At 56.8% G+C, this 26672-nt stretch carries 21 protein-coding genes and 3 pseudogenes; 8 read left to right on the plus strand and 16 right to left on the minus strand.

The genetic code is table 11. The annotated features are described in order from the left end of the window. Positions 1-59: 59 nt before the first annotated feature. Entirely contained in the window at positions 60-1451 is a 1392-nt protein-coding gene (locus ET810_RS12065; RefSeq protein WP_225870142.1) for an Ig-like domain-containing protein, read from the minus strand. Positions 1452-1911: 460 nt separating this feature from the next. Between ET810_RS12065 and radA the strand changes: the two genes are divergently transcribed. After that, positions 1912-3291, plus strand: a complete 1380-nt coding sequence (gene radA / locus ET810_RS08575) for a DNA repair protein RadA (protein WP_087454535.1) — start codon at positions 1912-1914, stop codon at positions 3289-3291. A gap of 9 nt (positions 3292-3300) precedes the next feature. Here radA and ET810_RS08580 read toward each other — a convergent pair whose 3' ends face one another. After that, positions 3301-4011, minus strand: a complete 711-nt coding sequence (locus tag ET810_RS08580) for a hypothetical protein (RefSeq protein ID WP_087454536.1) — start codon at positions 4009-4011, stop codon at positions 3301-3303. Between the two features lie 67 nt (positions 4012-4078). Then, positions 4079-4708 (minus strand): carbonic anhydrase, encoded by a 630-nt coding sequence (locus ET810_RS08585; protein ID WP_087454537.1) that lies wholly within the window; start codon positions 4706-4708, stop codon positions 4079-4081. A gap of 78 nt (positions 4709-4786) precedes the next feature. On the opposite strand from ET810_RS08585, the gene ET810_RS08590 reads away from it, so the two are divergent. Further along, a complete protein-coding gene (locus ET810_RS08590) occupies positions 4787-5674 on the plus strand; it encodes an HhH-GPD family protein (protein WP_087454538.1) in 888 nt (295 codons plus the stop codon). A 3-nt stretch (positions 5675-5677) separates the two neighbouring features. On the opposite strand, the gene ET810_RS08595 is transcribed toward ET810_RS08590, so the two are convergent. From ET810_RS08595 to ET810_RS08605, 3 genes are all read right to left on the minus strand, one after another. Then, positions 5678-6934, minus strand: a complete 1257-nt coding sequence (locus tag ET810_RS08595; RefSeq protein ID WP_134316221.1) for a threonine/serine exporter family protein — start codon at positions 6932-6934, stop codon at positions 5678-5680. 71 nt (positions 6935-7005) lie between these two features. Next, positions 7006-7176 carry a DUF4236 domain-containing protein gene (locus tag ET810_RS08600; RefSeq protein WP_087454540.1) on the minus strand — a complete coding sequence of 57 codons (171 nt, stop codon included), beginning with the start codon at positions 7174-7176 and terminating at the stop codon, positions 7006-7008. A gap of 2 nt (positions 7177-7178) precedes the next feature. Then, positions 7179-9836: an ATP-dependent Clp protease ATP-binding subunit gene (locus tag ET810_RS08605; RefSeq protein ID WP_134316188.1), complete on the minus strand. Its 2658-nt coding sequence runs from the start codon at positions 9834-9836 to the stop codon at positions 7179-7181. 232 nt (positions 9837-10068) lie between these two features. Here ET810_RS08605 and ET810_RS08610 point away from each other — a divergent pair, with 232 nt between their 5' ends. Further along, the gene (locus ET810_RS08610) at positions 10069-10710 is read left to right on the plus strand and encodes a Pr6Pr family membrane protein (protein ID WP_087454542.1); all 642 of its coding nucleotides are present in this window, start codon (positions 10069-10071) and stop codon (positions 10708-10710) included. A 73-nt stretch (positions 10711-10783) separates the two neighbouring features. On the opposite strand, the pseudogene ET810_RS08615 reads toward ET810_RS08610, so the two are convergent. Both ET810_RS08615 and ET810_RS08620 read right to left on the minus strand, forming a co-directional pair. After that, a pseudogene (locus ET810_RS08615) lies at positions 10784-12187 on the minus strand (MFS transporter). 36 nt (positions 12188-12223) lie between these two features. After that, the gene (locus ET810_RS08620) at positions 12224-13216 is read right to left on the minus strand and encodes a nucleoside hydrolase (RefSeq protein ID WP_087454543.1); all 993 of its coding nucleotides are present in this window, start codon (positions 13214-13216) and stop codon (positions 12224-12226) included. 196 nt (positions 13217-13412) lie between these two features. Between ET810_RS08620 and ET810_RS08625 the strand changes: the two genes are divergently transcribed. After that, positions 13413-14213 (plus strand): alpha/beta fold hydrolase, encoded by an 801-nt coding sequence (locus tag ET810_RS08625; RefSeq protein WP_087454938.1) that lies wholly within the window; start codon positions 13413-13415, stop codon positions 14211-14213. 110 nt (positions 14214-14323) lie between these two features. On the opposite strand, the gene lysS is transcribed toward ET810_RS08625, so the two are convergent. Next, positions 14324-15880 (minus strand): lysine--tRNA ligase, encoded by a 1557-nt coding sequence (lysS, locus tag ET810_RS08630; protein WP_087454544.1) that lies wholly within the window; start codon positions 15878-15880, stop codon positions 14324-14326. A 114-nt stretch (positions 15881-15994) separates the two neighbouring features. On the opposite strand from lysS, the pseudogene ET810_RS08635 reads away from it, so the two are divergent. The 3 genes and pseudogenes from ET810_RS08635 (at position 15995) to ET810_RS08645 (ending at position 18587) form a co-directional block, all read left to right on the plus strand. Further along, positions 15995-16940 (plus strand): annotated as a pseudogene (locus tag ET810_RS08635) (SPFH domain-containing protein). Continuing rightward, positions 16941-17153, plus strand: coding sequence for a type II toxin-antitoxin system antitoxin (locus tag ET810_RS08640; protein WP_087454546.1), 213 nt, complete (start codon positions 16941-16943; stop codon positions 17151-17153). Between the two features lie 144 nt (positions 17154-17297). Continuing rightward, a complete protein-coding gene (locus ET810_RS08645) occupies positions 17298-18587 on the plus strand; it encodes a dicarboxylate/amino acid:cation symporter (protein ID WP_087454547.1) in 1290 nt (429 codons plus the stop codon). Here the strand turns inward: ET810_RS08645 and ET810_RS08650 are convergent. Continuing rightward, positions 18584-20091: pseudogene (locus tag ET810_RS08650) on the minus strand (aldehyde dehydrogenase family protein). The gene ET810_RS08645 and the pseudogene ET810_RS08650 overlap by 4 nt on opposite strands. Before the next feature lie 9 nt (positions 20092-20100). Beyond that, complete coding sequence (betT, locus tag ET810_RS08655) at positions 20101-22248, minus strand: choline BCCT transporter BetT (protein WP_134316189.1); 2148 nt, start codon at positions 22246-22248, stop codon at positions 20101-20103. Positions 22249-22453: 205 nt separating this feature from the next. On the opposite strand from betT, the gene betA reads away from it, so the two are divergent. Beyond that, a complete protein-coding gene (betA, locus tag ET810_RS08660; protein ID WP_134316190.1) occupies positions 22454-24211 on the plus strand; it encodes a choline dehydrogenase in 1758 nt (585 codons plus the stop codon). Here betA and ET810_RS08665 read toward each other — a convergent pair. Genes ET810_RS08665 through folK form a run of 5 tightly spaced genes read right to left on the minus strand, consistent with a single transcriptional unit; the run spans position 24189 to position 26672 of the window. Beyond that, positions 24189-24857 (minus strand): pantoate--beta-alanine ligase, encoded by a 669-nt coding sequence (locus tag ET810_RS08665; protein WP_087454550.1) that lies wholly within the window; start codon positions 24855-24857, stop codon positions 24189-24191. The genes betA and ET810_RS08665 overlap by 23 nt on opposite strands. A gap of 7 nt (positions 24858-24864) precedes the next feature. After that, positions 24865-25251: a hypothetical protein gene (locus ET810_RS08670; protein WP_134316191.1), complete on the minus strand. Its 387-nt coding sequence runs from the start codon at positions 25249-25251 to the stop codon at positions 24865-24867. After that, positions 25248-25763, minus strand: a complete 516-nt coding sequence (locus ET810_RS08675; RefSeq protein WP_087454939.1) for a DUF6779 domain-containing protein — start codon at positions 25761-25763, stop codon at positions 25248-25250. Before ET810_RS08675 ends, ET810_RS08670 begins: the two co-directional genes overlap by 4 nt. 10 nt (positions 25764-25773) lie before the next feature. Next, positions 25774-26220 carry a DUF3180 domain-containing protein gene (locus ET810_RS08680; RefSeq protein WP_087454551.1) on the minus strand — a complete coding sequence of 149 codons (447 nt, stop codon included), beginning with the start codon at positions 26218-26220 and terminating at the stop codon, positions 25774-25776. Then, positions 26217-26672 (minus strand): 2-amino-4-hydroxy-6-hydroxymethyldihydropteridine diphosphokinase, encoded by a 456-nt coding sequence (folK, locus tag ET810_RS08685; protein ID WP_087454552.1) that lies wholly within the window; start codon positions 26670-26672, stop codon positions 26217-26219. The genes ET810_RS08680 and folK overlap by 4 nt, the downstream gene beginning before the upstream one ends.

A 26672-nucleotide genomic window follows, 5' to 3' on the forward strand; every position in this document is an offset into this window, starting at 1 on the left:
TTAGCCATAAGCTTCAAAGGCTCCTCCATAAATACTTACAGAGGAGCCTTTAGTCGTTTTTATTTAACTTTGCGCAGTACCGCGATACCGCCAGCGATAGCCAAGAAACCAATCGCATTGAATGCTAAAGCCGTAGGAAGCATTCCTCCCATAAATTCACCTTGAGCCTCGTGCATACTGTGCATTTCACCGGGGAAAACCCACGGGCCTTTGGCCATCGGCTGGGGCTCAGCCATAGCGGTATGCTGTGGTTCTTTATCCACAACTTTGACCTCTTTAGTCGGCTTCCCGCTCTTATCTCTGCCCGCGTTCACCTGCACGCTCACGTCGCTATGCCGCGGCTGTCCCCCTGTTTCCTCTTGAGGCGCAGGAACCGCATGCGGCTCTTGGGCAGGGGCTTCTCGACGCTCCTGCGTCTCCGGGTGCTGCCCGCGCTCGCTGTCGTGCCTCCGCACCCTAGGAATAGTCGGAACAAGCACACGCTCCGCACGCGTTTCCTCTGCGACTCCTTCCCCCAGAAGATCCAGCAAGGAGGCTAAGCCCGACACGTCAACATCGGATTTTGTGGGCTTCTTTTCTGCTTTCAGCTCAGCAGGTACCTGCGGCTCTTTCTTCTGCGGGGCCATAGGCAATGGCTTGCCCTCGTTAGCCACAAAGCGGGGAGGATTCTCGAAATCTTCAAATCCCCACGGCTCACTGACAACCATCGGCGGAGCATCTAGATCCAGCACGTCCAACGGAGCATCCACAAAATCTTGCGGCGCTTCTGACTGTTCCTCATGAGGACCAGTCACGTCTTTAAAAGGCTCGTCTGAAAAGCTGTCGGCCATGGGTGGGCCGTCACTAGGCTTCTCAGCGCTCGGAAACCAATTCTCTTCCATGTCTGAGAAATAAGACTTTTGAAGCGATAAATCAGACATCTCTTGAGACTTAGGATCCACGTGTATCACTGCCCGACCAAAACGATCCAAATCAAAGGTGACCGGACCGGGGCCTGTCTGAAGCACTGTGGCATTCACAGTGACGCTCCCCGAGGAAGTCTGGCCTGCTATTTCTTTATTAAAAGTGACGCTTAACTGGTTGTTTACATCAATAACACCGTGCGCGATCACCCTCTTTAACGCGCGATCAGGAATCTCAAAAGTAAGCGGTCCCCCAATATCCAGTTGCTTGGGCAGTTGGTACCGAATCGTGTCCCCCGCACCAATTCCCACCGCATCTTTCCACGCGATAGCGACGCTAACGCGCTGCCCCTCCTCTATGTGAAATTCCCGGCCAGCGTGCCCACCCACCGGAGAAACTTTCACATCCACGATCGAAGCGCTTAAGTCCCGAGGCGCCCCCGCAACAGGTCGTCCCAATGTCTGAGAAGGTCCGATTGTAGCCGAAGAGACACTTACAATCTCAGAGGCACCATGTGCCATAGCTGGGGCAGAAAATGCGACCGCCATGCAAGTAAACGAGCTGGCAAAGCCCACCCTTGCAACATCTCGCACTTTTCTTGCACCCATGTATACCTACCTAAATTCAGCTTCGCGGAGCACCCACGCCGAGCCGAATGAAATCTAAGCTTTTCCCTAAGCCTATTTTTAATTTACTCCTGTCATAGTAGTTGAATTTCCCAAACAGCAACAACTTTTCCCACATTTTTCCGCAAACCAATAACCCCCTTACTCAGGACACATAACCCCCAAGGACCAGCCGGTAGTGCAACCTTTCATCAATTAAGACTTTAGGTAATTATAATTTTTACTTCAGGAAAATAGGCACCTTTATTTTTTAATATCTGCACCGGTGCAACTACCAGTAATTATGCATTTTTACCCATTATTTCAAGACATTTTCATGTAGTCCGCAGCATTCGAACATCCGGGGGGCACCGATGTCATGGGCGTGTCCTATGGTGTTCTCATGGCAAAGAAAGCGCGCAGCATTCACACGTGCAAAGAATGCGGATATTCCTCCCCCAAATGGTTGGGACGCTGCCCCGAATGCGGGTCTTGGGGAACCATGGAGGAACAGCGCGTGAGCGCTCCGACAAGTGCCCCAAGCGTCTCATCGAGGCCCCTAGGTCTCACACCAACGTCACCCGCTGTGTCGATCACTAGCATTAATGCACATACATCGGTTACACGCTCAACAGGCATCAGCGAACTTGATCGGGTTCTGGGCACAGGCATCGTTCCAGGCTCAGTAGTACTGCTTGCAGGCGAGCCGGGTGTGGGTAAATCAACTCTCCTCTTAGAAGTGGCAAGTAAGTGGGCACAACAGCCCGACGGCGATTCCACCCGAATCGCACTCTATGTCACGGCGGAAGAATCTGCTGGACAGGTGCGCATGCGAGCCGAACGCACCGGAGCGCTGCAGGACACCCTATACCTTGCCGCAGAGTCACACCTGGATATTGTCTTTGGCCATGTAGAGCAGTTAAAACCAAGTCTGCTTATCGTGGATTCCGTACAAACTATGCAAGCCGCAGGCGTAGAAGGCGTCGCAGGAGGTGTGGCGCAGTCACGCGCGGTGACTGCCGCGTTAACAAGTCTCGCAAAGACCACCGGCATCCCTATCCTCCTGGTGGGACACGTAACCAAAGACGGAAATGTAGCGGGTCCCCGCGTCTTGGAGCATCTTGTGGACGTAGTCCTTAACTTTGAAGGCGACAGACACTCCAGCCTCCGAATGCTGCGTGGCATCAAAAACCGTTTTGGGGCTACTGATGAAGTCGGCTGTTTTGAGCAACAGTCCGACGGCATCCATGCGGTCCCCGATCCCTCTGGGCTCTTTCTTTCACATCACGGCGCCACGCCCGACGGCACAGCCGTCACAGTGGCTATGGATGGAGTGCGCCCCATTGTTGCTGAGGTGCAGTCACTCGTAGTGCCCACTGAAGCTAAAAACCCGCGCCGCGCAGTCACCGGCCTTGATCCTACGAGAGTCCCCATGGTTCTTGCAGTCCTTGCCGCCAGAGCTGGCAAAAGAACACATAGCAGTGAGGTCTATGTGGCCACCGTAGGTGGCATGAAAGTGGGAGAACCTGCTACGGATCTTGCTATCGCGCTTGCCACCGCTAGCGCGCTGATGCGTACCCCCTTGCCGCCTAAAACAATTGTCTTAGGGGAAGTAGGGCTTGCCGGGGAAATCAGGCGGGTGCCCAACATTGATCGCCGGCTTGCAGAGGCACAACGACTCGGATACACCGCCGCCATCATCCCGGATGGCACCACCACGGCAAAGGGGATAGCCGTTAAAAAAGTACGCGACATCCAAGAAGCCCTGGATGCCGCGTTTTAAAGATCGACGCTATTGAAGGTTAAAGGTGTAGGCCGGCGAGGGGTTGCCACCGATAACAGTGTGGAGATAGTAGCTTCCGGCAGGCACTGGTTGGCGACCCGAACATTGCTTTGGTGCGCTGCCGGTCCTAGACCAGATGGCCTCAAAGTAGCGTTCTTCGCCAGCTTTGAACACGGTCTTTCCTTTAGCGACAGCCTGGTTGCAGTCTATGTCCGACCAGATTCGCTGGTTTGTTGCAAGGTTATAAACCTCAAACCGCAGCGGATTCTCGTCAGCGTTAATCTCGCAGTCCGCTTTGGTGGGGTTCTTTACCGTCATAAAGAACTTTGGCTGTGCTTTGGCGTCGTAATTCGCCTGGTCACTCGCGGCAGAAACAACAAGGTCTTCCACCGCACACGTCGTCTTCGCATCAGCGGCAACGCTGGAAGTCGGCTCGGAAGATGATTTTTGTGAGTCAGACGCCTTCTCAGACTCGGTGCTCTTTTCTGTGCTACGCCCAGAAGTTTCAGAAGCCCGTGCAGAGCTCGTTGTCGTCTCCGCGGCCGATGCCCCGGAGTCGGCCACGTTAGTGCTCTCGGCGTCTCCCCCACCAATGGTTGAAAGAACCCACACAATGAGGAGAACCACAACCACGAGCGCCACCACGGCGGCTGCTCGGCGCCGCTGGTAGTAGACCTCGGGCAGCCGCCGGTTCTCATGTTGTTCGCTTCGTCGATCCACGTACTCAGACTAAGTGTTTTCCATGGTCGTCTGGGGGAACATCGTGGCGTGTCTTCACGAGTCTTTCTTAAAACCCGATCGTGTGGAGGGTTTCCACCTTGCCGTCGGATAACCGATACCGGGCGGAAACCAAGGCCGTGCGGTGTTCTTCCACCGCTTTGCAAATAGCCGGAGAAGTCTGCAAAATCCGTGTGACCGTGGCTGTGGCGTGGTGGCGCTCAAAGTCCGCATGATCACTGCTACCTGCGTTTTTAGACTCTAGAATGCTGGGTGCGATCTGCTCGACCAGCGTGCGCTGGAAGCCAGCCGGTGCACCGTCGCCCTCGATAACTTTTGCAGTAGCAGCCACCGCACCGCACGATTCATGGCCTAAGACCACGACTACTTCCACCCCCAGGCCGGCGACGGCAAATTCAAGCGAGGCTAATACGCCGGTATCTATCACTTCTCCTGCTGTGCGGATAACGAAGATGTCACCAAAGCCGGCGTCGAAAAGCATTTCCGCTGGAACACGCGAGTCACAGCACGTAAAAACGCACGTCCGCGGGGCCTGGCCTTTTTTTAATTCATCACGACGCGCCACGTCCTGGTTGGGACGCTGGGGATTTCCCGAGGCAAATCGCGCATTGCCCTCAAGAAGCAGTGCCCACGCTTGTTCAGGATCACGAGGGGAATGAGAGTTATATCCGTACGACATGCCATATATTCTTGCACCCCTAGCCTCATAAATGTGACATTGCACTCAGGTAGGGGGTTACACTGGGTACCCACGAATATGAATGCATCAGAGAAAAACAACATCATCACGGCCCTTTTACGCTGGTATCGTGCTAACGCCCGTGCAATCATTTGGCGTACCCCCGAAACCTCCCCGTGGGGGATCCTTCTCAGCGAAGTCATGAGTCAGCAGACTCCCGTGGCACGCGTTGAGCCGATATGGACGCAGTGGATGGAAAGATGGCCTACCCCTCGGGACTTTGCGCAAGCACCCAAAGATGAGTTTCTTCGGGCATGGGGCAGCCTCGGGTATCCGCGCCGCGCGCTGCGGCTGCACCAATGCGCCCAGCAGATAGTCGCGCTCCACGGCGGAGAAGTCCCAGCAGACGTAGAGAAACTCCTCGCGCTGCCGGGTATTGGCGACTACACCGCCCGCGCGGTAGCAGCGTTTTCCTTTGGCCAGCGAGTAGCGGTGGTAGACACCAATGTCAGGCGCGTTTACCACCGGCTTTACCTTGGACGTTACCTCGCGGGAAACCCTTCCAAAAAGGAGATCGCGGAGGTACAGGACCTGTTGCCGGAACACGATGCGCCTGAGTTTTCTGTGGCGCTTATGGAACTCGGTGCGCTCGTCTGCACCACCACGCCTGCATGCGAAGCATGCCCCGTGCGCTCCCACTGTGCGTGGATCGCTGCCGGCGAGCCCCGCCCCAGCGAGGAAGAACTGGTAGCTAAAAAGAAGCGCGTACAAAAGTTTGTGGGTACGGATCGGCAGGTTCGTGGCCTTATCATGGCGCTCTTGCGCTCCGCTGACGCCCCGGTCCCCCTCAGCAGTATCGACATCCTATGGCCGGACGCGTCGCAACGCTCCCGCGCACTTTTTTCGTTGCTTGACGACGGCCTCGCTGAGCAGAACGCAGACGGGCTCTTCCACCTCCCCAGGTAAGCGCTAGTCGTGCCCCAGCTTGTCGAACTCAATGAGCTTGCCGTATGTCCATGACTTATCCGTAAGAAGCCGCGCCAACACCAGCCCCGCCGAGATCGAGAACACCACCATCATGGCGGTGGCAGCGTTCACCAGAGCCTGATCCATATCTCCCCTGTTGAGGTAATACACAGCCCTGAACATCGCGGTACCTGGCATCAAGATCACAGCAGCCGGCACGGTGGTTGTGATGCGGGGCAAGTTCACGCTTTTCGACGCCACCGCCCCGAACAGCCCGATAATCAGTCCCCCAATAAACACCGCGAAATAGCCGGTAGAGCCATGAGCCTCCAGGAGCAGCCTTATCACGTTTGCTGTCGTTCCCACCGTGGCCGCCACCAGAGCCATGCGTCGTGAGCTATTAAAGAGAAAAGCAAAGCCACCAATGCCCACGAAGCTAGCCAGACCTGCTATCACATACCAGCCGCCACCTGGTTCAACGAGCACTGGTTCCGGGTTAAGCCCGGTGGCCCAGCTGATCATGGCCACTGAAAAAGTCGCGGTTAAGATGACCGTCACCGCATAGACCAGCCGGGAAACACCCGCGTCAAAGTCAAAGCGACCAAGGTCAATCATCGCAGAGAACAGCGGGAATCCCGGGACCAAAAAGAGCACCGCGGCCACATAGCCGGCAGTAAAATTCTGGGTTTCTCCCACATCTAAGCGGATGAGGATGTGCGCAAGAGCAAAAAATGTCAGGCATGCGACTGTCCCTGCCGCGACAACGCACCCAAGCTGATGCATGTGCTTGTGATGAAGATGCGTCCGAACCGCCTGTCCTAGACCTGCAGACACCGCCACGAGAGCGATCTCCACGATGGCAAAGTGATTCAAGACCGCAAAACTGGCGCACGCTAGCGCAGCGGCCGCAGAGACCACCAACAGACTCCAGCGCTCGCGCACGTGATAAACAATTTTGTCCAGCGCTGCATTGAGGTCTTCTGCAGTAATCTCATGGTGCAAGCTATGCGACAAAGTCTCTAATGCCTCAATCCGCGAGGCGTCCACAGCCGGGCTCTGCGAGCGCGCGACGATCGTCCGGAAGCTATCGCCCCGGTGAAAAGTCGACGTAATCTGCGTGACCCCCACCACCGCATCAATCCGATCAAATCCCAAGGCCCGAGCGGCCCGCTTCATCGCTCGGATTACCCGATAGCCACTCGTGCCCGCCCCCATCAGCAACATGCCTAAGCGGATGACAGCATCCGCCTCCACTCCCATTCGGTACTGATCGCGATTATCCACATAACGATAGTAGCGCCAGCCCCACCAGGCTGACGCTACATCTTCTTCTACTTCCAGCGACCTCTAAAGCTAAGCCCGCCTGGCAACTTCACATACACGCCACCACGGCTATTCAGCGTTACCGGACCGATCTTGGTGCTCGCTGATGCTCCCGAGCCCGAGAGATTCAGCCAGCTGTTCTTGCCGATCTTTTTGCGCTTGCGGTAAGTGATACTCATGATTACTGTTCCTTAGCTTCTTCTACATCAAAATCAGCTTCGGGAACCGTCTCAGGATCATCTGCTGCATCGACCACAGCTTGCTGTGCCTCGACGACCTCAGGAGATTCCGTGGCAAAATCCATCAGTGGCTTCGGGCGCGGTGCGAAGGTAAATGAGGCCTTGTCCGTCTCCTTGGACTCGCCATCCCATCCCTCAACATCTACCGTGACGATCTCGCCAGCGCCGACCTCACCAAAGAGAATCTTCTCGGAGAGCGCGTCCTCGATCTCGCGCTGAATCGTACGGCGCAATGGACGTGCGCCCAGCACTGGATCGAATCCCCTGCGTGCCAAGAGGCTCTTTGCCTTCTCGGTGAGCTCGATGCCCATGTCCTTCTGTGCCAAAGCCTTTGCCACACGACCAACCAGCAGGTCCACCATCTGAACGATCTGGTCTTGAGTGAGCTGATGGAAGACCACGACCTCGTCGATGCGGTTAAGGAACTCAGGGCGGAAGTGCTTCTTCAGCTCATCGTTAACCTTCTGCTTCATCCGGGTGTACTGGCCATCCGCGTCATGCTCGCCGACAGAGCTAAAGCCCATGCCCACGGCCTTAGAGATGTCCTGCGTGCCGAGGTTTGACGTGAAGATCAAAACGGTGTTCTTGAAGTCCACCACGCGCCCTTGGCCGTCGGTAAGCCGTCCGTCTTCCAGCACCTGCAGCAGCGTGTTGTAGATCTCTTTGTGTGCCTTCTCGATTTCGTCGAAAAGCACAACGCTGAAAGGCTTGCGGCGTACCTTCTCCGTGAGCTGGCCACCTTCCTCGTAACCAACGTATCCGGGAGGAGCACCGAACAGGCGTGAAGCAGTGAAACGATCATGGAACTCGCCCATATCGATCTGAATCAACGCGTCATCATCACCGAAGAGGAAGTTAGCCAGTGCCTTGGAAAGCTCGGTCTTACCCACACCGGATGGCCCCGCGAAGATGAAGGAACCGGAAGGACGGCGTGGGTCCTTCAGCCCGGCGCGGGTACGGCGAATCGCACGGGATACAGCCTTGACTGCGTCCTCTTGGCCGATGATGCGCTTGTGCAGCTCATCTTCCATGCGCAACAGACGAGAGGACTCCTCTTCCGTCAGCTTGAACACTGGGATGCCCGTCCAGTTGCCCAGGACCTCCGCGATCTGCTCCTCGCCGACCTCAGCGATTTCTTCCAGATCGCCGGAACGCCATTGCTTTTCTTTCTCTGCGCGTTCCTCGTTCAGCTTCCGCTCGGTATCGCGCAAGCCAGCGGCCTTTTCAAAGTCCTGCGCATCAATCGCGGCTTCCTTTTCCCGGCGTACCTCTGCGATGCGATCATCGACCTTGCGGATCGACTCGGGAGCGGTCATGCGCTGAATGCGCATGCGTGCTCCGGCTTCGTCGATAAGGTCGACTGCTTTATCTGGCAAGAAGCGGTCGTTGATGTAGCGATCCGACAACTGTGCCGCGGCTGCTAGCGCGCCGTCCGTGATGGACACGCGGTGGTGTGCCTCGTAGCGGTCGCGCAGGCCCTTGAGGATCTCAATGGTCATCTCCACGCTTGGTTCCGGCACGTTGACTGGCTGGAAGCGGCGCTCAAGAGCGGCGTCCTTTTCAATGTGCTTACGGTACTCGTCGAGAGTCGTTGCGCCTATGGTCTGCAGCTCGCCGCGGGCAAGCTTTGGCTTCAGCAGGCTGGCGGCGTCGATAGCACCTTCAGCTGCGCCGGCACCCACCAGGGTGTGGATCTCGTCGATAAACAAGATGATGTCGCCGCGCTGATTGATCTCTTTGAGGACCTTCTTCAGGCGTTCCTCAAAGTCGCCGCGATAACGCGATCCTGCGACCAAGGAACCCAGATCTAAGGAGTACAGCTGCTTGTCTTTAAGGGTCTCGGGCACCTTGCCGTTGACGATGTCTAGAGCCAAGCCCTCAACCACGGCGGTCTTACCCACACCGGGCTCGCCGATCAACACAGGGTTGTTCTTGGTACGACGAGAAAGAACCTGCATAATGCGCTCGATTTCTTTCTCACGCCCCACAACCGGGTCCAGCTTGCCATCTTTGGCTGCCTGCGTCAGGTTTCGGCCGAATTGATCCAGCACCAAGGAGTTGGAACGCTCACCCGCGCCGCTGCCGCGACCTGCGCGTGCTGCGCCTGTGCCCGCACCCACGGCTTCACCGCCGGATTCGTTATTCTCTGGGCTCTCTCCGCCTTCATAACCGGAAAGCAGCTGGATAACCTGCTGACGCACACGAGGCAGGTCTGCCCCGAGTTTGACCAGCACCTGAGCTGCAATACCTTCGCCTTCGCGGATTAGGCCCAGCAGCAGGAACTCGGTACCGATGTACTTGTGTCCCATCTGCAGCCCCTCGCGGAGGGAAAGCTCAAGCACCTTCTTGGCGCGCGGGGTAAAAGGAATATGCCCGACTGGCGGCTCGGAGCCGTGTCCGATAATTTCTTCTACTTCTTGGCGAACCGCTTCCAGGGAGATGCCCATGGATTCGAGGGCCTTTGCAGCAACGCCCTCACCCTCATGGATAAGTCCGAGCAGGATGTGCTCAGTGCCGATGTAATTGTGGTTAAGGCCGCGCGCCTCTTCCTGGGCCAGGACGATCACGCGACGTGCACGATCGGTAAACCGCTCGAACATGGTTGCACCTCTTTTTCACTAGTTTGCCCCGCTAATGTCACCCACTGTAACGCTGTGCTTTGACATTTCCTTGCACTAGCGAGCAAGACAGCTCACCATACCCCCGTGATAAGCCGTATAACCTGCACTTTTATAGGTGTACGCCGGTAGCGAACAAACACAGTCATGGCATTTAACGCCTTGCCCAACGTGTTCACTTGAATTAGCACTTACAAAGCGTATAGTTTCGCCAGTGAACATACTCGGACGTCTTCTCGGTCTCGTTGGCCTTATCGGTATCATCCTTGCGGCTTATCAAACTGCAACAGAACCTTTTACCGACTGGCCTGCGTTTGATACCCCAGCCAAAGCCCTCCTCGCTGAGTTCTCTTTCTTCACAATGTGGTCCAACATCGTGGGCACCATATACCTCTTGCGTGCGGGCCGCACTCCCCGCTGGTTCACTGTCGACGCAGTAGCCATGCTGGTGGTCACCGGAGTCGTTTACAACACGCTTCTCGGCGGCGAGCTGCACGGGCTCTGGACAATTAGCAGCCCAATCCAGCACACCTTTATGCCCATAGCGGTTCCCCTCTACTGGCTACTGACCATCCGTGGCCGCCCCACATTCCAGCTCAGCTCCATCATTGGTGCTCTGAGAATCCCGGTGGTCTGGTCGGCACTGACCCTCTATCGCGGCGCTACCACCGGCTGGTACCCATACTTCTTTATCAATGTCACCGATTTGGGACTCCCTATTGCGCTGCGCAACATGGCCGGCGTTTATCTCGGATTCTTTATCCTCGCCCTAGTCCTGGGCCTGCTTGAGCGTTTGATTCTGTGGTTAAAGCGCAGTTCCAAAACTGCCGCCACCATCGCAGCCTCCTCGCTCTAGTACACCCCTAATTCTCTACTCACTGCATAAAAATGTGCCCCAGCATCGCATGACGCTGGGGCACACAGTGTTTTTACACCTCGACGTGCTTCGGAATAAAGAAGCTCGTGGCCACGGACAAGCCAAGAATTATGGCTCCCACGATAAACGCCGTCGTGTATCCGGCCGCCGAGTCCGATCCTGCCGGTGAGCCCGCAACCATGAAGACCGGGAGTACCGCGAAGGAGATTCCGGCGCCAAGGTTAAAGGCAGCAGAGTTCATGCCTGGGAGGAATCCCTCGTTATCTGCAGGTGAGTTCACCACGCCCAGGTTGTTCAGCACGATATTGCCAATTCCGGCGTACGTAATACCTAGGAGGACTACCGAGGCAATGAGGACCACCTTGGATGTACTTCCGGCCAGTACCAAGACGAGAAGGAGCGCTGCGGAGGAGGCATTACCGATCCGGAGCAACCGGCTGTAGCCGATGCGTGGCGCCCAACGTCCTGCGAAAGGCCCTACCAGCCAGCTGATGAGAGCGTAAGGGGTAAGCAGCATCAGGCTGGCAAGGTCAGCCGGAAGCCCAAAACCAGCATCAGGATTCTGCGCGAGTGAAATAGCTACGCCGTTCACTGCGGCGAACACACCCGTCATGGTGAGCACAGTGGTCAGCAGCAAGCCCCAGGTTTGCCGACGCGCCAGGTATTTGGGCGCAACCATAGGTTGGTCGTGCTTGTTCTCCCATTTCCAGAACCCTGCAAACACAACAAGTCCGAAAAGAATGAGGCCAGCAACGAGTGCCCAGTTGGCAGCCGCAGCTTTGCCTGCCTCATTGGCGGCCATGGTGATGCTGAAGACAGAAATCACCAGGATTGCCGCTCCCACCCAGTCCATCTTCACGTTGTCAGATGGCTTAGATTCCGGCGCCCAAAGAGCAACGACCACGGTGGCGATGACACCGACGATGGCGATAAACCAAAAGACCGAGCGGAAGCCGAGGTGCTCTGCCATCCATCCCGAGGCGATAACGTCGATACCTGCGATACCACCATTGACGGCTGCAATGATGCCCATGAGTGTTCACAGACGCACCTGGTCACGCACTTGGCTGCGCAGGATGATCAGGGTCATGGGGATGGTGGGTCCAGAGCTACCCTGCAACGCACGAGCGATAGCCAGCACCGTGATATTGGGGGCGAGTGCCGCCATGAGGCCACCAATCGACATAACGGCAAGCATGATCACAAGAATTTTGCGGCGCCCCACGATATCCGAGAGCCTGGGGAGGAAGAGACCGCACATAGCCCCGCCGGTAAAGAAGGCCGTTTGAGTGAGGCCAACAGTTGCCTCGTCAGTCCCTAGTTCCCGTGCCATGGTGGCAAGCACTGGGGAGAGCATTGAGGCGTTGAGTTGGAAGGCTATTGCTGCGGTAAGCAGAACCGTCATAAGAAGGGCGATGCCGCCCTTGCGGGTGTCTACTGGGTCATGAAGAGTCATAAAGTTACCTGTGTAATAAGGAACGGATTAGTCCGCTTAATCCGCAAAATTCGTGTTTCCGATGTTGGCAAGTGCCTGCGTCAGCATTGTCCAGAACAGGTCGCAGTCAGCGTCGACTGCAACGTGATGCTGTGGGGTTTCCTCAAAATCATCACGCTGGGCCAGCGTGGATGGGTCTGAGTTTGTCCATGTTCTACGCAGGTCCACGATGGTTTGCCCACGGGCGTAGTCGCCTTGGGTTTCCACGTAGATTGGGGCTGCAACAGTACGGATAACTGAGGGATTGGCCACCGCAGCAACGGCAAGAGGGTCGTGCATCGGCGGGCCAGGGTAGCGACGCTCACGTTTGTAGGAAGCACCAAAGAAGTCGATCAATTCCGCGACAAAAGCAGAGACGTCGGTATTGACGTCGACAAGCTGTTGCAACCGCTCGGGCACTGCCAGCACTTTGTGCGTAACGTCCAGGCCCACCATGGTTACTTTCCAGCCAGCTTCAAAAACAATCCGTGCTGCTTCTGGATCCGCAAGAATGTTGAATTCAGCTGCCGGAGTCATGTTTCCGGTGTGGTGTCCACCACCCATGAGGGTTACTCCAGCTACCCGTTCAACTAGCTCCGGATACATGCGAGCAAACAAAGCAATGTTGGTGAGTGCTCCCGTGGGAACCAGAGTGATACTGCCTGGCTCGTGTTCTTTGACAACGTCCGCAATCAGGTTCACAGCGTGGCGCGAGTCGAGTTCCACGCCGGGAACCGGAAGCTGCGGGCCGTCGAGCCCCGAATCACCATGGATTTCTTCGGGGATGAGCTGCGGTCCCAGCAGTGGCCTAGCTGCGCCGGCAGCAAAGGGCACCCCTGTGATTCCCGCAACTCGCGCCATCGCACGAGCGTTTGTGGTTACCTTTTCCAGCGTTTGGTTTCCAGCCACGGTAGTAACCGCAAGTAGGTCAATATCGGGACTTCCCCAAGCAAGCAGGATCGCAATGGCATCATCATGCCCCGGATCGCAGTCAAGGATGATCTTTTTCAAGGTGACTCCCTAGTACGTGATCTAGCAATGTTCGCTGCACCACACACTAGCGTGTCACTGGTTATATCCATAAGACGACACCTGTGAAGGTTGCCACTCCACCACCCCCTTTAACGTGGAGGAAATCGTTTGCGCTTTTATTGCACAAGCGGATGATATGCGTCACCCCGCGCGCTAAGCTGCCATACTTTTACTTATGAACATCCACTACCAGCACACATCCCTCTCGCCACGAATGACCGTCCTGCTCACGCACGGCTATGCTGAGCATTCTGGCAGGTACCAACCGCTCATTCAAGCTTTTCTCGACGCAGGCTACGATGTCGCTTCCTACGACCTACGGCAGCACGGCACAGCCTACGACCCGACACGCCCGCAAGCATGCGTCGACGTTGCACAGCTTATCGACGATCACCTCGCCGTCCGCGCAACCGTCACCCAGAACATGCGCACTCATAGCCTCGCGTTTTTCGGCCACTCCATGGGCGGAGTAATCACAGCAGGTTCTTTACAGAAGAATCCCGCAGGAGTTTCTGCGGTCATGCTTTCTGCCCCGGCACTGCGCCAATTCCCCGCTGTCCCCTTACCCCTAGCAAAGGCACTGCGCGTACTCGCCACGGCTATTCCTAACCTCCCCACGGTCAAGCTTTCCAGTGCCGACATCTCCCACGATCCCGCCGTTATCTCTGACTATGATTCCGACCCTCTTAATTATCGCGGGCCAGTCCCGCTACTAACCGCCATTTCGATGGCTCTCGCAGGGGCACGCGTGCTCAATTTCCCCTGGCCGGCACACGTGCCACTTTTTATCGCACATGGAACTGCAGACAAACTCGCAGACATTCGCGGATCAGAAGCTTTAGCAGCCTTAGCCCGCACACGGCTCATCACAGTTGATGGTGCTTTCCATGAAATATTCAACGAACCCGAGGCTCCAGAACTTAGAACAACAATGATTAATTGGCTGGAGCAACAGCAGGAAACTAAAGCAACATAGCTTCAGGTTTGTACGTTGCAGAGTTTATCGAAATAAAAGAGCAACAATACAAAATTCCCTCCCGTAAAATTCTGTTCACTAAACAGTTTCACGAGAGGGAATTATTCTTTTTAGCGTTCTGGCTTCACCATCGGGAAGAGAACGGTCTCGCGAATACCCAAACCAGTGAGCGCCATCAGGAGACGGTCGATGCCCATTCCGGTGCCGGAGGTCGGCGGCATGCCCTGCTCCATTGCAGCAAGGAAGTCTTCATCCAAGACCATAGCCTCGTCGTCGCCACCGGCGGCCAGGCGTGCCTGATCTTCAAAGCGCTCGCGCTGAATAACCGGATCGACAAGCTCGGAGTAGCCGGTAGCCAACTCAAAGCCACGAACGTAGAGGTCCCACTTTTCGGTCACACCTTCTTTGGAGCGGTGATCGCGGGTGAGCGGGGAGGTCTCTACGGGGAAGTCACGCACAAAGATCGGCCCGGTCAGCTGATCCTCGCACAGGAATTCCCAGATTTCCTCCACAAACTTTCCGTGGCCCCAGCCCTTGCCAGGTTCTACCCCAATGGCTTTGGCAATCGCCTTCAGCTCGTCCACGGTGGAGTGGATGGTAACCTCTGACTGCCCTGGGAACTTGCGCGCAAGTGCCTCGTTAAGGGACGGATACATCTCGATGGAAGGCCATTCGCCGCCGAGGTCATACTCCGTGCCGTCTGCAAGTGTGACGGTGGTGGAACCGAATACATCTTTGGTGATGTACTGGATCATGTCCTGGTGCAGCTTTGCGCCATCATCGTACGTTCCATACGCCTGGTAGGTCTCCAGCATGGAGAACTCCGGGCTGTGGGAGGAGTCCACGCCCTCGTTGCGGAAATTGCGGTTCACTTCAAAGACCCTCTCAATTCCGCCTACTACGCAACGCTTGAGGTAGAGCTCGGGAGCGATGCGCAGGTAAAGGTCAATGTCCAGGGCATTGGAGTGGGTCTCAAACGGACGCGCTGCAGCGCCACCGTGCAGGGTCTGGAGCATAGGGGTCTCCACCTCCAGGAAGTCGCGCGATTCCAGGAAGTTACGCAGAGAGCGCATCACCTTAATACGGGTCAGGGCGTTGGTGCGGGCCTGTTCCCGCATGATCAGATCGGTGTAGCGGTGACGGATGCGGGTGTCCTCGCTCATGTCGGCAAAAGCGACAGGCAGCGGCCTCAGCGATTTGGACGCCATCTGCCAGCTCTTGGCCATCACCGAAAGCTCGCCGCGCTTAGAGGCGATAACGCATCCGCGGATAGAGACGATGTCGCCTAGGTCTACGTCACTCTTCCATGCAGCCAGGGCCTCTGCACCGACTTCAGCCAGAGAGAGCATTGCCTGAATATGCTCGCCGTTGCCCTCTTGCAGAGCCGCAAAGCACAGTTTGCCGGTATTGCGAACAAAAAGGACACGACCTGCAATAGCAACCTCATCGTGGGTTTCATCGCCGGCGGTGAGGTAGGTAACGCCCTCTTCCCCGCCAGCATCGCCTTCCCCAAGGACCTGGTATTTCTTGCGCAGATCGGTGATTGAGGTGGTCCTATCAACAATCACCGGGTAGGCGTCTACGCCGGCGTCGATAAGCTTCTGGCGCTTATCGCGACGAATACGTAGCTGTTCTGGCACGTCTGGGGAATTTTTCTGCTCGCTCACGGGGTATGAGGGTAGTCCACGTGCAGTAACCTGACCAACCCCTCCTCCCCTTTGACAAAGTGATATCACATTATTTAATCTGATATCACTTTTCCCTCGATGAAAGGAAGTACTATGACAACAGTCACCGATCGCCCCGTGGGTCATGAAGGCGCCCAAGTTGACGTCACAGAAAAGACCCCGTGGATTGGAGGTAGCGGCCTCGCTGGCATCGCCGCCCTTGCGGTGATTATTGGACTTCCCGGCGCGATCGCACTCGCGGCCTTTGGCATCTACCTCTTGGATAAAGGCAGCAACACTGGCGCGCTACCAACTCATATGCGGCATCGTGCTCCTCGTCGCCTTCTCCATCCTCGCCGGAATGATCAAGGTCATCTCCCCCGGCCACACCCTGGTGGTGCAATTCTTTGGCCGCTACCTCGGCACAAACCGAACAACCGGCCTCTCCCTTAACCCGCCACTGAGCAACTCCGCCAAAGTTTCGGTTCGCGTGCGCAACTTTGAGACCAACGAGATCAAGGTCAACGACCTCAACGGCAATCCCGTGAACATTGGCGCAATCATCGTGTGGCAGGTAGCCGATACCGCCAAGGCGACTTTTGCCGTGGAAGATATGGACGAGTTCATCCATTCCCAGGCGGAGTCCGCGTTGCGTCACGTAGCTACCACCCATCCCTACGACGGTGGAACCGCAAATCTCCCGTCACTGTCCGGCTCCACCGAGCTCGTGTCCAAAGAGCTTGCCGACGAAGTCGCCGCACGGGTCGCCGTCGCCGGATTAGAGATCGTCGAAGCACGAATTTCCAACCTGTCGTACGCACCGGAGATCGCCCAGGCCATGTTGCAACGCCAGCAGGCAAACGCGATTGTCGATGCTCGCGAGACCATCGTCGAGGGCGCCGTCTCCATGGTAGAAAGTGCGCTTGCTCAGCTAGAATCACGCGATATTGTGGAACTCGACCCGGAGCGTCGCGCAGCTATGGTCTCCAACCTGCTCGTCGTCCTCTGTTCCGACAACAACGCACAACCCATGATCAATACAGGCAGTTTGTACACCTAAATGCCCAGAAAAAGCATCCCCCTTCGCATTGACCCGGCGGTCGCCGAGGCCATCGCCCGCTGGGCGCACGACGAGGCGCGCAGCGTCAACGCACAGATCGAGGTGATGCTGCGCGACCAGCTCCGCAAAGCAGGGCGATTGCCTAAAAATGTCGGGGAAATCCCCAAACCCGGCAGGCCGCAAAAAATTAACCCCGATCTAACCCCAGACTGATCTGTACAGAATCGCGTTATACCAGCGCAAAGATCAATTTCTGGGGTTTTCCCTTTAATTTTATAGACCAACCTGTCTTTTGGGAATAGACATTCCTGTACTAGCGTTGTGCCAGACGAAACAAACACAACCCAAAGGGGAATCATGAAGTGGAATAGCTTTGGAGCTCAGGTGATCTACGGCCTTATCGCCGGAATTATCCTCGGCCTTATCGCCAGCTCAATGCCAGACGGGAACTGGCTTACCACCGCGCTCACCACCGTGGGCAGCGATTATGTCACGCTCCTGAAGGTCTTGATCCCACCTCTGATGATGACAGCCGTTATTACGTCCATTGCCAACCTGCGTCAGGTTACCAATGCCGCACGACTGGCTGTAAAAACCCTCATCTGGTTTGCCATTACCGCGTTCTTCTCAGTACTTGCAGGCATAGGCGTTGGCCTGATTTTTAAGCCCGGCGAGACCTCGGGGCTGCAGGACACCTCCGCAGCGCCGTCGTCCGTTGGATCGTGGTGGGCGTTCCTTGAAGGAATCGTCCCCACCAATATCGTGGGTCTAGAGGCACGCACCAAGGTCGTCGATGGTGTGGCCTCCACCGGGCTGAGCTTCAACGTGCTTCAGCTGCTGGTAGTAGCCATCGCCCTAGGAATCGCGGCAGTGAAGGTCGGCGAGAAAGCCGAGCCTTTTATCAACTTCAACCGCTCACTGCTGGAGATCATCCAGAAGGTGCTGTGGTGGATTATTAGGCTCGCCCCCATCGGCACCGCCGCTCTTATCGGCAAGGCTGTGGCTACCTACGGCTTTGATGCCATGGGCGCCCTGGGCAAGTTTGTTCTTACCGTCTATGTCGGCCTCGCCATCGTCCTACTCGTGATCTACCCAGTGACCTTGAAGCTGCATGGCCTTAATGTCACCCAGTTCTACCGCCGCGTCTGGCCGGTAACCTCCTTGGGCTTTGTCACCCGTTCCTCCATGGGCGTTATGCCCGTCACCGAGCAGACTGCTGAGGCAATCGGCGTTCCCAAGCACTACGCTTCCTTCGCCGTACCGCTGGGCGCAACCACCAAGATGGACGGCTGCGCTGCGGTCTACCCGGCAGTAGCTGCGATATTTGTGTCCCAGTTCTACGGCGTACCGTTCAACTTCACCGATTACGTTTTGATCGTTATCGTTTCCGTCCTCGGCTCCGCAGCCACTGCCGGAACCACAGGCGCTACCGTGATGCTCACACTCACGCTGTCCACCTTGGGGCTCCCACTGGAAGGCATTGGCCTACTGCTCGCCATCGAGCCGATCATCGACATGGGCCGCACCGCAGTGAACGTGACGGGCCAGGTACTCGTCCCGGCTATCGTCGCAAAGCAAGAAAAGCTTCTCGACTCCGTCCAGTTCAACGCAAAGCGCACCATCGCCGAAGAAAAAGTCTCCGTCTAACCGGCAAACCAGCCGGTGACACCCGGCGCGATGTTGTGATACACGTGCTTGAGCTCTTGGTACTCGGCCAAGCCCGTAGGACCAAGCTCCCGGCCATTTCCTGATTGTTTCATTCCACCCCACTCCGCTTGCGGCAGGTAGGGGTGGAAATCGTTTATCCAGATAGTCCCATGCCGCATCGCACGAGCCATGCGCTCCGCTTTACCCGCGTCGCGAGTCCACACGGCACCGGCCAAGCCGTACGTTGTATCGTTGGCTATTTCTACGGCTTCCTCTTCCGTCTGGAAGGTCTCCACGGTCACGGTGGGGCCAAATGCCTCATCGTGCACGCAATCCATCTCGCGGGTGCAGCCGTCGATAACGGTGGGGAGATAAAACTCCCCTCCCATCTCTTCTGGAAGCCCACCGGTAAGCACCTGCGCGCCCTGTTCCTTGGCACGTTCGACGTACGCGTGCACCTTGTCACGGTGTTCCGCAGAGATGAGCGGTCCGGTCTCTGCGTTTTCATCTAGCGGCCCGCCTAGACGAATCTTTTCCGCACGTTTGACCAGCTCCGCAACAAATGCATCGTGAATCGACTCTTCCACAACAAGCCGCGAGCCCGCGGAGCACACTTGTCCCGAGTGAACAAAGGCCGCGTTGAGAGCGTTATCCACTGCGGCATCAAAATCAGCGTCGGCAAAGATCACGTTAGGGTTCTTACCACCGAGTTCTAACGCCACTCGTTTGACCCTCTCAGCGGCATTGCGCGCGATAATTTTTCCGGTCTCAAGACCGCCCGTAAAGGAAAAACCATATCCACGTCTGGGCTCACGGATAAAGGATTTCCGCAGCGTCCACCAGCACCAGTGATCAGGTTGGCCACGCCCGCAGGAACGCCCGCCTGGCTCAGGATAGTCATGAGCATCATGGCGGTGTGAGGGGTGAGCTCGGCCTGTTTTAACACAAAAGTGTTGCCGGCTGCCAGCGCAGGGGCAACCTTCCACGCAACCTGAAGCAGCGGATAGTTCCACGGGGTAATAAGACCGCATACGCCTATGGGCTCGGCGTCGATACGCGAGCGCACGTTGGGGTCTCCGGGGTCGACCACTCGCCCCGCCGAATGCTGCGCCAGGGTGCCAAAGTACTCAAAGGCATTCGCAATGTCGTCTATGTCGAGCTCAGACTCAACGAGTCGCTTGCCGGTGTCCGCGGACTCCGCGCGCGCAAGCTGATCCTTGTTCTCCCGGATAGCGTCTGCCACTTTCAGCAGAATCTTGCCGCGCTCTACTGCCGGTGCCCATTCCCCAGCATCAAAGGCCCGTCGCGCGGCTTTAATCGCCTTTTCCATATCCGCTTCGGATGCCTCAGAGACGGTGCCCACAACGCTGCGATCCGCCGGATTAGTAATCACGCGGGTCTCGCCATCGAGAGCTGGGACCCACTGGCCGTCGATAAACAGCGTCGCGGGGCCGTGAGCGCATGCGTCTGCGAGCAAGGGGGATGTGGTTGGATCAAAAAGCATAAATTCTCCTTAGTGGTCTTCGCGCCAGAAGCGTACCGGCTGAGCGCCGTCGCTGAGATCAGAGCTGCCTGGCAAGTCTTTTTGCATGTGGAGGAACTCCAGGTGACGCTCGTAGAGATCGAGCACATTATCAATGAGTTGTTCACCTGTGTACCCAAAAACGTCATATCCAAGAGAGCCTGTGAGGTCGAAAACCTCAATGCGGTAGTAGTGTTCTTTTCCTGGGTTCTTGGTAAAAGATGGCACGGGATTAGACACCGCAAATAGCTGGTAGCGGAAGTTTTGCTCGTCGCCCAGATCAACTGTGAGATCGAGGCTTCCCACCGGTGATTCCGGCACGTCGGTAGCAACAAGCGAGGCATCAAGGCCACGATCGCACAGCTCCTGAGCCACCTGCTTGAGCGCGGGAGTGGCCATCTCCTCCAGGAACCGTTGCGTCTTTGCAGTGCTAGGCCAGGTGTTAGCGCGGCTCAGCCTACGACGCCACGTGCTGCCGTCCGAGCTGCGGCCAGACATCGCCCCGTGCATGGAGATTGTCCGTGCATCCACTTGGGCACGCTCCAACCTAAAGGACCGCACCAACCCCAGCATGATCAGATACATCACCACCGTGAACGGCAGTCCCATCACCACTGTCGCAGACTGCACGGTGCTCACGCCGTCGATTTGCAGCAACACCACGGTAAGCGCGCCCACTAGTACCGCCCAGAAGATGCGCGACCACACTGGCCCGTACTGGCTTGAATGCGTTGTGGTGGAGGTGAAGTTACTCATCACCAATGCACCCGAGTCCGCGGAGGTGATATACAGCAGCAGACCGATCAAGGTGGCCAGGGCGATAATCGCGGTCGCCCCAGGATACGTGGCCAGCAGGTCATAGAATCCGCGCTGAGGTTCCTCGGCTGCGGCATGGCCAAACTCGTCATTACCACCCCGGACAATATCGAGCGCGGAATTACCAAAGAAGCTCATCCACAGCAGGATGAAGAGGAAGGGCACGCTCAACGTTCCAAAAACAAACTGACGCAAGGTGCGGCCCCGAGAGATGCGGGCAAGGAACAAACCAACAAAAGGTGCCCAGGCCACCCACCACGCCCAGAAGAACAGCGTCCAAGCCCCGAGCCAGGCTTTTGTATGCTCGGGATCATCCGTGAAGGCATAGGTGTCCATCGTCATCCCGGGCAGCGAAGCCACGTAGTCGCCGATGTTCATCACGAGCCCGTCGAGGAGGAAAGCCGTCTTTCCTGCCACCACAACGTACACCATCAGCGCAATGGCCAGAAGCACGTTGATCTCACTGAGCATTTTGATGCCCTTATCCACACCAGATACCGCAGACAACGTCGCGATAGCCACGGAGACAACCACCAGGATGATCTGCCACGTCGCGCCCTCTTCCACCCCAAAGAGCACTTTGATGCCGTAGTTCAGCTGCACCACGCCAATACCCAACGACGCCGCAATACCGAACACGGTTCCCAGCATGGCTGACACGTCGACGGAGTCCCCGATCGGGCCGTGGATACGCTTGCCGACGAGCGGATACAGCGCCGAGCGAATAGCAACCGGCATGTTCAATCGGTACGCGTAATAGCCAAATGCCATTCCCATGAGCGAGTACATGGCCCACCCGGTAAAGCCGTAGTGGAAGAGCGCCCAGACGACTGCTTCCTTCGCAGCCTCACGACTTTCCCCGCTCCCCACGGGCGGCCCGTAGTACTGGGCCACCGGTTCCGCCACAGAGAAGAACATGAGGTCCACGCCGATGCCGGCGGCAAAGAGCATCGCCGACCATGAGAACAATTTGAACTGAGGGCGGGAGTGATCCGGGCCTAGTCGGATCTTCCCGGCACCCGAGAAGGCCACCCCCAAAATAAACACGATCACTACTGTGGCGGTCAGGATATAGAACCATCCAAAATTGGTGGCGATCCACGTGGTAATGCTCCCAAGTGCCTTTTCCGCGGATTCTCGTCCAATAAATGCCCACAGCGTCACGGCGAGGATGCCCGCCGCCGAGGCGAGAAAGACGGGCCAATTAGTCCGGTCGGGAGGCACCCCGCTCGTTCCTACGTTGTAAGAACCAACAAGGACTTTACCCCCATTTACGGGTGGAGAGTCGTTTCCGCTCTCATCCCCCAATGCTGTGTTCGGCATTACTGGATAACTCCTCAATAATTTCTTCCGATCGACAGGAACCACACCGCATGACCTGCCACTATCCGATAGTTTCCCCACCCGAAATATTGCGTTGAACTGCACATTCTCCGAAGGGGGAACCTGACCCGAGAATACACAGACCCGTGGCCGGGACATCGGGACGCTGGCACACTGGACGGAAACGATTCAGAAAGGACATCACTTGTTTTCTTATGACTCTTATGACACGGTTGGAGAAACAGTTGAGGATCGACACCGCGATGTGGTGATCGTGGGTGGCGGCTCCGCAGGCTCTGTCTTGGCTAACCGCCTCAGCGAAGATGGTTCCTCGGTCATGGTGTTAGAAGCCGGGCGCTCCGACTCCCTCTGGGATCTTTTCATTCACATGCCCGCGGCATTCTCGTTCCCGATTGGCAACAAGTACTACGACTGGGCCTACGAATCCGAGCCAGAGCCGGAAATGAACGGGCGCCGCATCTACCACGCACGCGGCAAAGTGCTCGGCGGCTCCAGTTCCGTCAACGGCATGATCTTCCAACGCGGAAATCCCATGGACTATGAGAAATGGGGAAAGCTGCCCGGCATGCAGAACTGGGACTACGCCCACGTGCTGCCCTACTTCAACAAGATGGAAACCGCACTGGCAGCCGACCCCGACGACCCTCGTCGCGGCCATGATGGGCCTCTCAAGCTCACCCGTGGTCCCGCCACGAATCCGCTCTTCCAAGCGTTTTTCCGCTCCGTGCAGGAAGCTGGATACAAGCTAACTAACGACGTCAACGGATACCGCCAAGAGGGCTTTGCCCCCTTTGACCGCAACATCTTCAAGGGCAAGCGTCTCTCTGCAGCCCGCGCGTATCTCCACCCAGTCAAATCCCGCAAGAACCTTGACGTGCGCACCCGCGCATTCACCACCCGCATCCTTTTCACCGGCGACAAAGCCACCGGTGTGGAATACGAGTGGAAGGGGAAGACTCGTCGAGTCCACGCGGACAAGGTGATTCTCTGTGGTGGCGCATTCAATACTCCGCAGCTGCTGCAGGTGAGCGGAATCGGCGACCGCGAGGTCCTGGAAAAGGCTGGCGTGGAAGTCCGTAAGCACCTTCCCGGAGTCGGTGCCAACCTCCAGGACCACCTTGAGGTCTATGTGCAGTACAACTGCACCCAACCGGTGAGCTCGCAGCCCTATTACAAGATGATCAATCGTCCCAAGATTGGTCTACAGTGGTTGCTCACCAAGAAGGGGCCCGTGGCGTCCTCCCACTTTGAGGCAGGCGGATTTGCTCGTTCCAACGACAACGAGGACTACCCCAACCTCATGTTCCACTTCCTGCCGATGGCGATCCGCTACGACGGCTCCCAGCCAGAGGGCGAGCACGGCTTCCAATTCCACGTCGGTCCGATGTATTCCGATACCCTCGGCCACGTTCACATCACCTCGCCAGATCCCAAGGAAAAGCCAGAAATTATCTTCAATTACCTGGCTACCGACCAAGATCGACGCGAGTGGGTTGAAGCCGTCCGAACCTCCCGCAAGCTGCTGGACACCCCTGCGATGAAGGAGTTCACAGACGGAGAAATCTCCCCCGGCCCGCAGGTGCAGACCGACGAGGAGATTCTGGAATGGGTGCGTAACGACGCAGAAACAGCCCTGCACCCATCATGTACTGCAAAAATGGGTTCTGCTGACGACGAATACGCGGTGGTAGACCCCGACACGATGCAGGTTCACGGCGTTGAAGGACTCTACGTTTGCGATGCTTCCGTCATGCCGATTATCACTAACGGAAATATCTACGCCCCCGTGGTCATGATGGCAGAAAAAGCCGCTGACCTGATCAAGGGTGTGGAACCGCTGGCCCTCATCAACGAGCCTTTCTACCAGGCTAAGAAGGACATGCCGCTCTACGTCGAGGAACCCCGCGACCACACCACTGTTATTCCTGGTTCAGATCACTAGCACTATCGATCAATTGAACTCCGCCGAAGGTAGCCGCCACATACACGCGGTTATCTTCACAGCGGACGTAGTCCGGTTCTACCCCAGCTGCAACAAGTACTTGTTTCGCAGCGTCAACGCCTCTCAGCGCCCCCGCGGTGACAGCAGCAGAAAGCGCCAATGCTTTCTCTCGATCCTCCGCGGGGATCAGGGCATTATGGGAGGAAATGGCTATTCCGTCTGGCATCCGCACCGTGGGCACCGAATGCACCTTTACCGGTATATGTAGGTCGGTAATCGCACGCTGCGTATGCAGCAAGAATGCATAATCGTCCTCGCCGTAGATGACGTCCGTAGGACCGACCAGATTCAGCAGTGCTATCCGACGCGTCAGCCGAGGGGAGGCGTCGATAAGCGTGCGTTCTGGCTCGCTGTGATCAATATAGACGGCATCGACTCGCTCCTCGGCAAAAACCGGCTGGTTCTCACGCGCTGCCACAACAACCACGGCCCCCGGGAATCGCTTTGCCGTGCGGATCAACGCCACGTGTCCCGCGTGCACCTGTGTGCCAATAGAGACCAGCACAACGGGCTTGCCTTGCTTTCTAAAAGCACGACTTACCATCGCAATATCGTCAAAAACCTGCGCCTGGCCAAAGTGAAACATAATTCCCTTACAACAATTCCTCAGTAATATCGCCCAGCATGGGCTGAAGCAGTGCACGCGCCGAATCACGCATCTGTTCTAGCTGCTGTATCTGTACTAGCCCAGCGAGTAGCTCTGGCCACTTATCTTGCGATACATGAATAGCATATGCCCCGATCTCCGCGAGCAAAAGCTCAGCGATGGTCGCAGCGACGTCGTTTGTGGCGCTCACAGCATAAATATCCGGTTTTAATTCTTTAAGGACAAAGGACATACCGGATAAGCGCCCCACGAGGCCATCCCAAGCGGGCTCATCAAATGCTAGTTCCGCGTGCTTAAACGCACAGCGGTGCCCCACTGCGACCAGCCGAGTAACAAGCTCGTTGTTCCCACTGATCGAAAGAACCGGCCTCACCGGTTGCGCTTTAACAAGTCAGCGACGGAGACCGAATCTGAGCGCTCTTCACGTCGACGCCGGCCATGCGGTTCAGGCTCGGTGGGAACCCAATCCACCTTGGCAAAACTATTGGTCTCAGCAGCGACAGCGTTCCTAAACGCTGCCGCACGCAGCTCTTCGGCTTTTTCCTGATCGCTAGCCTGCTCGATTTCGGGGATCCGGGTGGCCTGTGCCTGGATCATCGTCGGCTCAACGAATACCTGTCCCGTGAGGGTTTCCAGTTGAGTCCGTACTTGCGCCACTTGCTCCCTAATCTGTGCCAAGGTTTCCTGCTCTTCCACCCGCTGCTCCAGGGCTTCTGCCTGTGCCCGGTAGCGGCCCACCAGAAAGAATCCGAGCACGGCTGCCCAGAGCGCCGCAAGCAACGCCAGCTTGAGTACTCCCTCGTTACCAGTGAACAGCATGATTATGCTTGCCACCAAAGACAGCACGACAAGCGCAATGAGTAACTTCTGCCCGTTGTCCTTCATGCCATCCAAACTACCGCACTGCATCCACGGGCGGCACCGTACACGATTTTTCTAACCAATATCCTGCCGCAGACATCGCCACCCCGCCGAGCGCAGAGGCAATCACGATGGGCAGATCTTGCGCAGAAATATGCGATGTGAGCACAAAGATTCCCAGGCCCACATAGCCCCCGCCAAAAATAGCCCCTGTCCATGCAGAGGCTTTGCCTATCACAAGGAACTGCGCAGCTGTCACCGGGTTCAATTGTGAGCGATCTTGTCCGATCTGGTCATCTTTAATGCGTGCCCGCACCCGAACGGCTAAGAGCACGCACAACACCGCCATCCCCCACAGGCATATCGCCACCCCCAAAGGGACCGAGGGCATCACGCCATAAAATCGCATCACCAAAATAAAGGACGCAAGAGCGCAGAAGAGGAAAACCCCTAGCAGCCCAAGGATGGAGGTTTGTTTCATAGAGTCCCCACAATCGGGAAGGTTCCGGTGATCAGCTCCGATAACGGATGCCCGTTCAGGGTTGCGTGAGGGTCCGCCTCAAGCCACGGGACCAGGACGAAATTGCGCTCGTGCGCATAGGGGTGCGGCAGTGTTAGCTCGGGATCATCCGAGGTCACGCCCTCAATGCACACAATATCTACGTCGAGGGTGCGGGGGCCCCAATGCCGAATCCGCTTGCGCTCCGCGGCTTGTTCTAAAGCCTGACCGCGTTTGAGCAGTTCCATCGGTGTCTCATCCACATCCACGATGAGCACAGCGTTAAGGAACTCATCCTGGTCTTCTACGCCCCACGGCGGGGTGGCATAAATACTCGATGAGGCAACGAGATCAGGTAGGAACTCCTCGTACGCCGACCTTAAGAGGGCATAGCGATCGTCCATGTTAGACCCGATGGATAGAACTGCTCTCAT

This window comes from Corynebacterium silvaticum, assembly GCF_004382825.2.
Taxonomy (GTDB): domain Bacteria; phylum Actinomycetota; class Actinomycetes; order Mycobacteriales; family Mycobacteriaceae; genus Corynebacterium; species Corynebacterium silvaticum.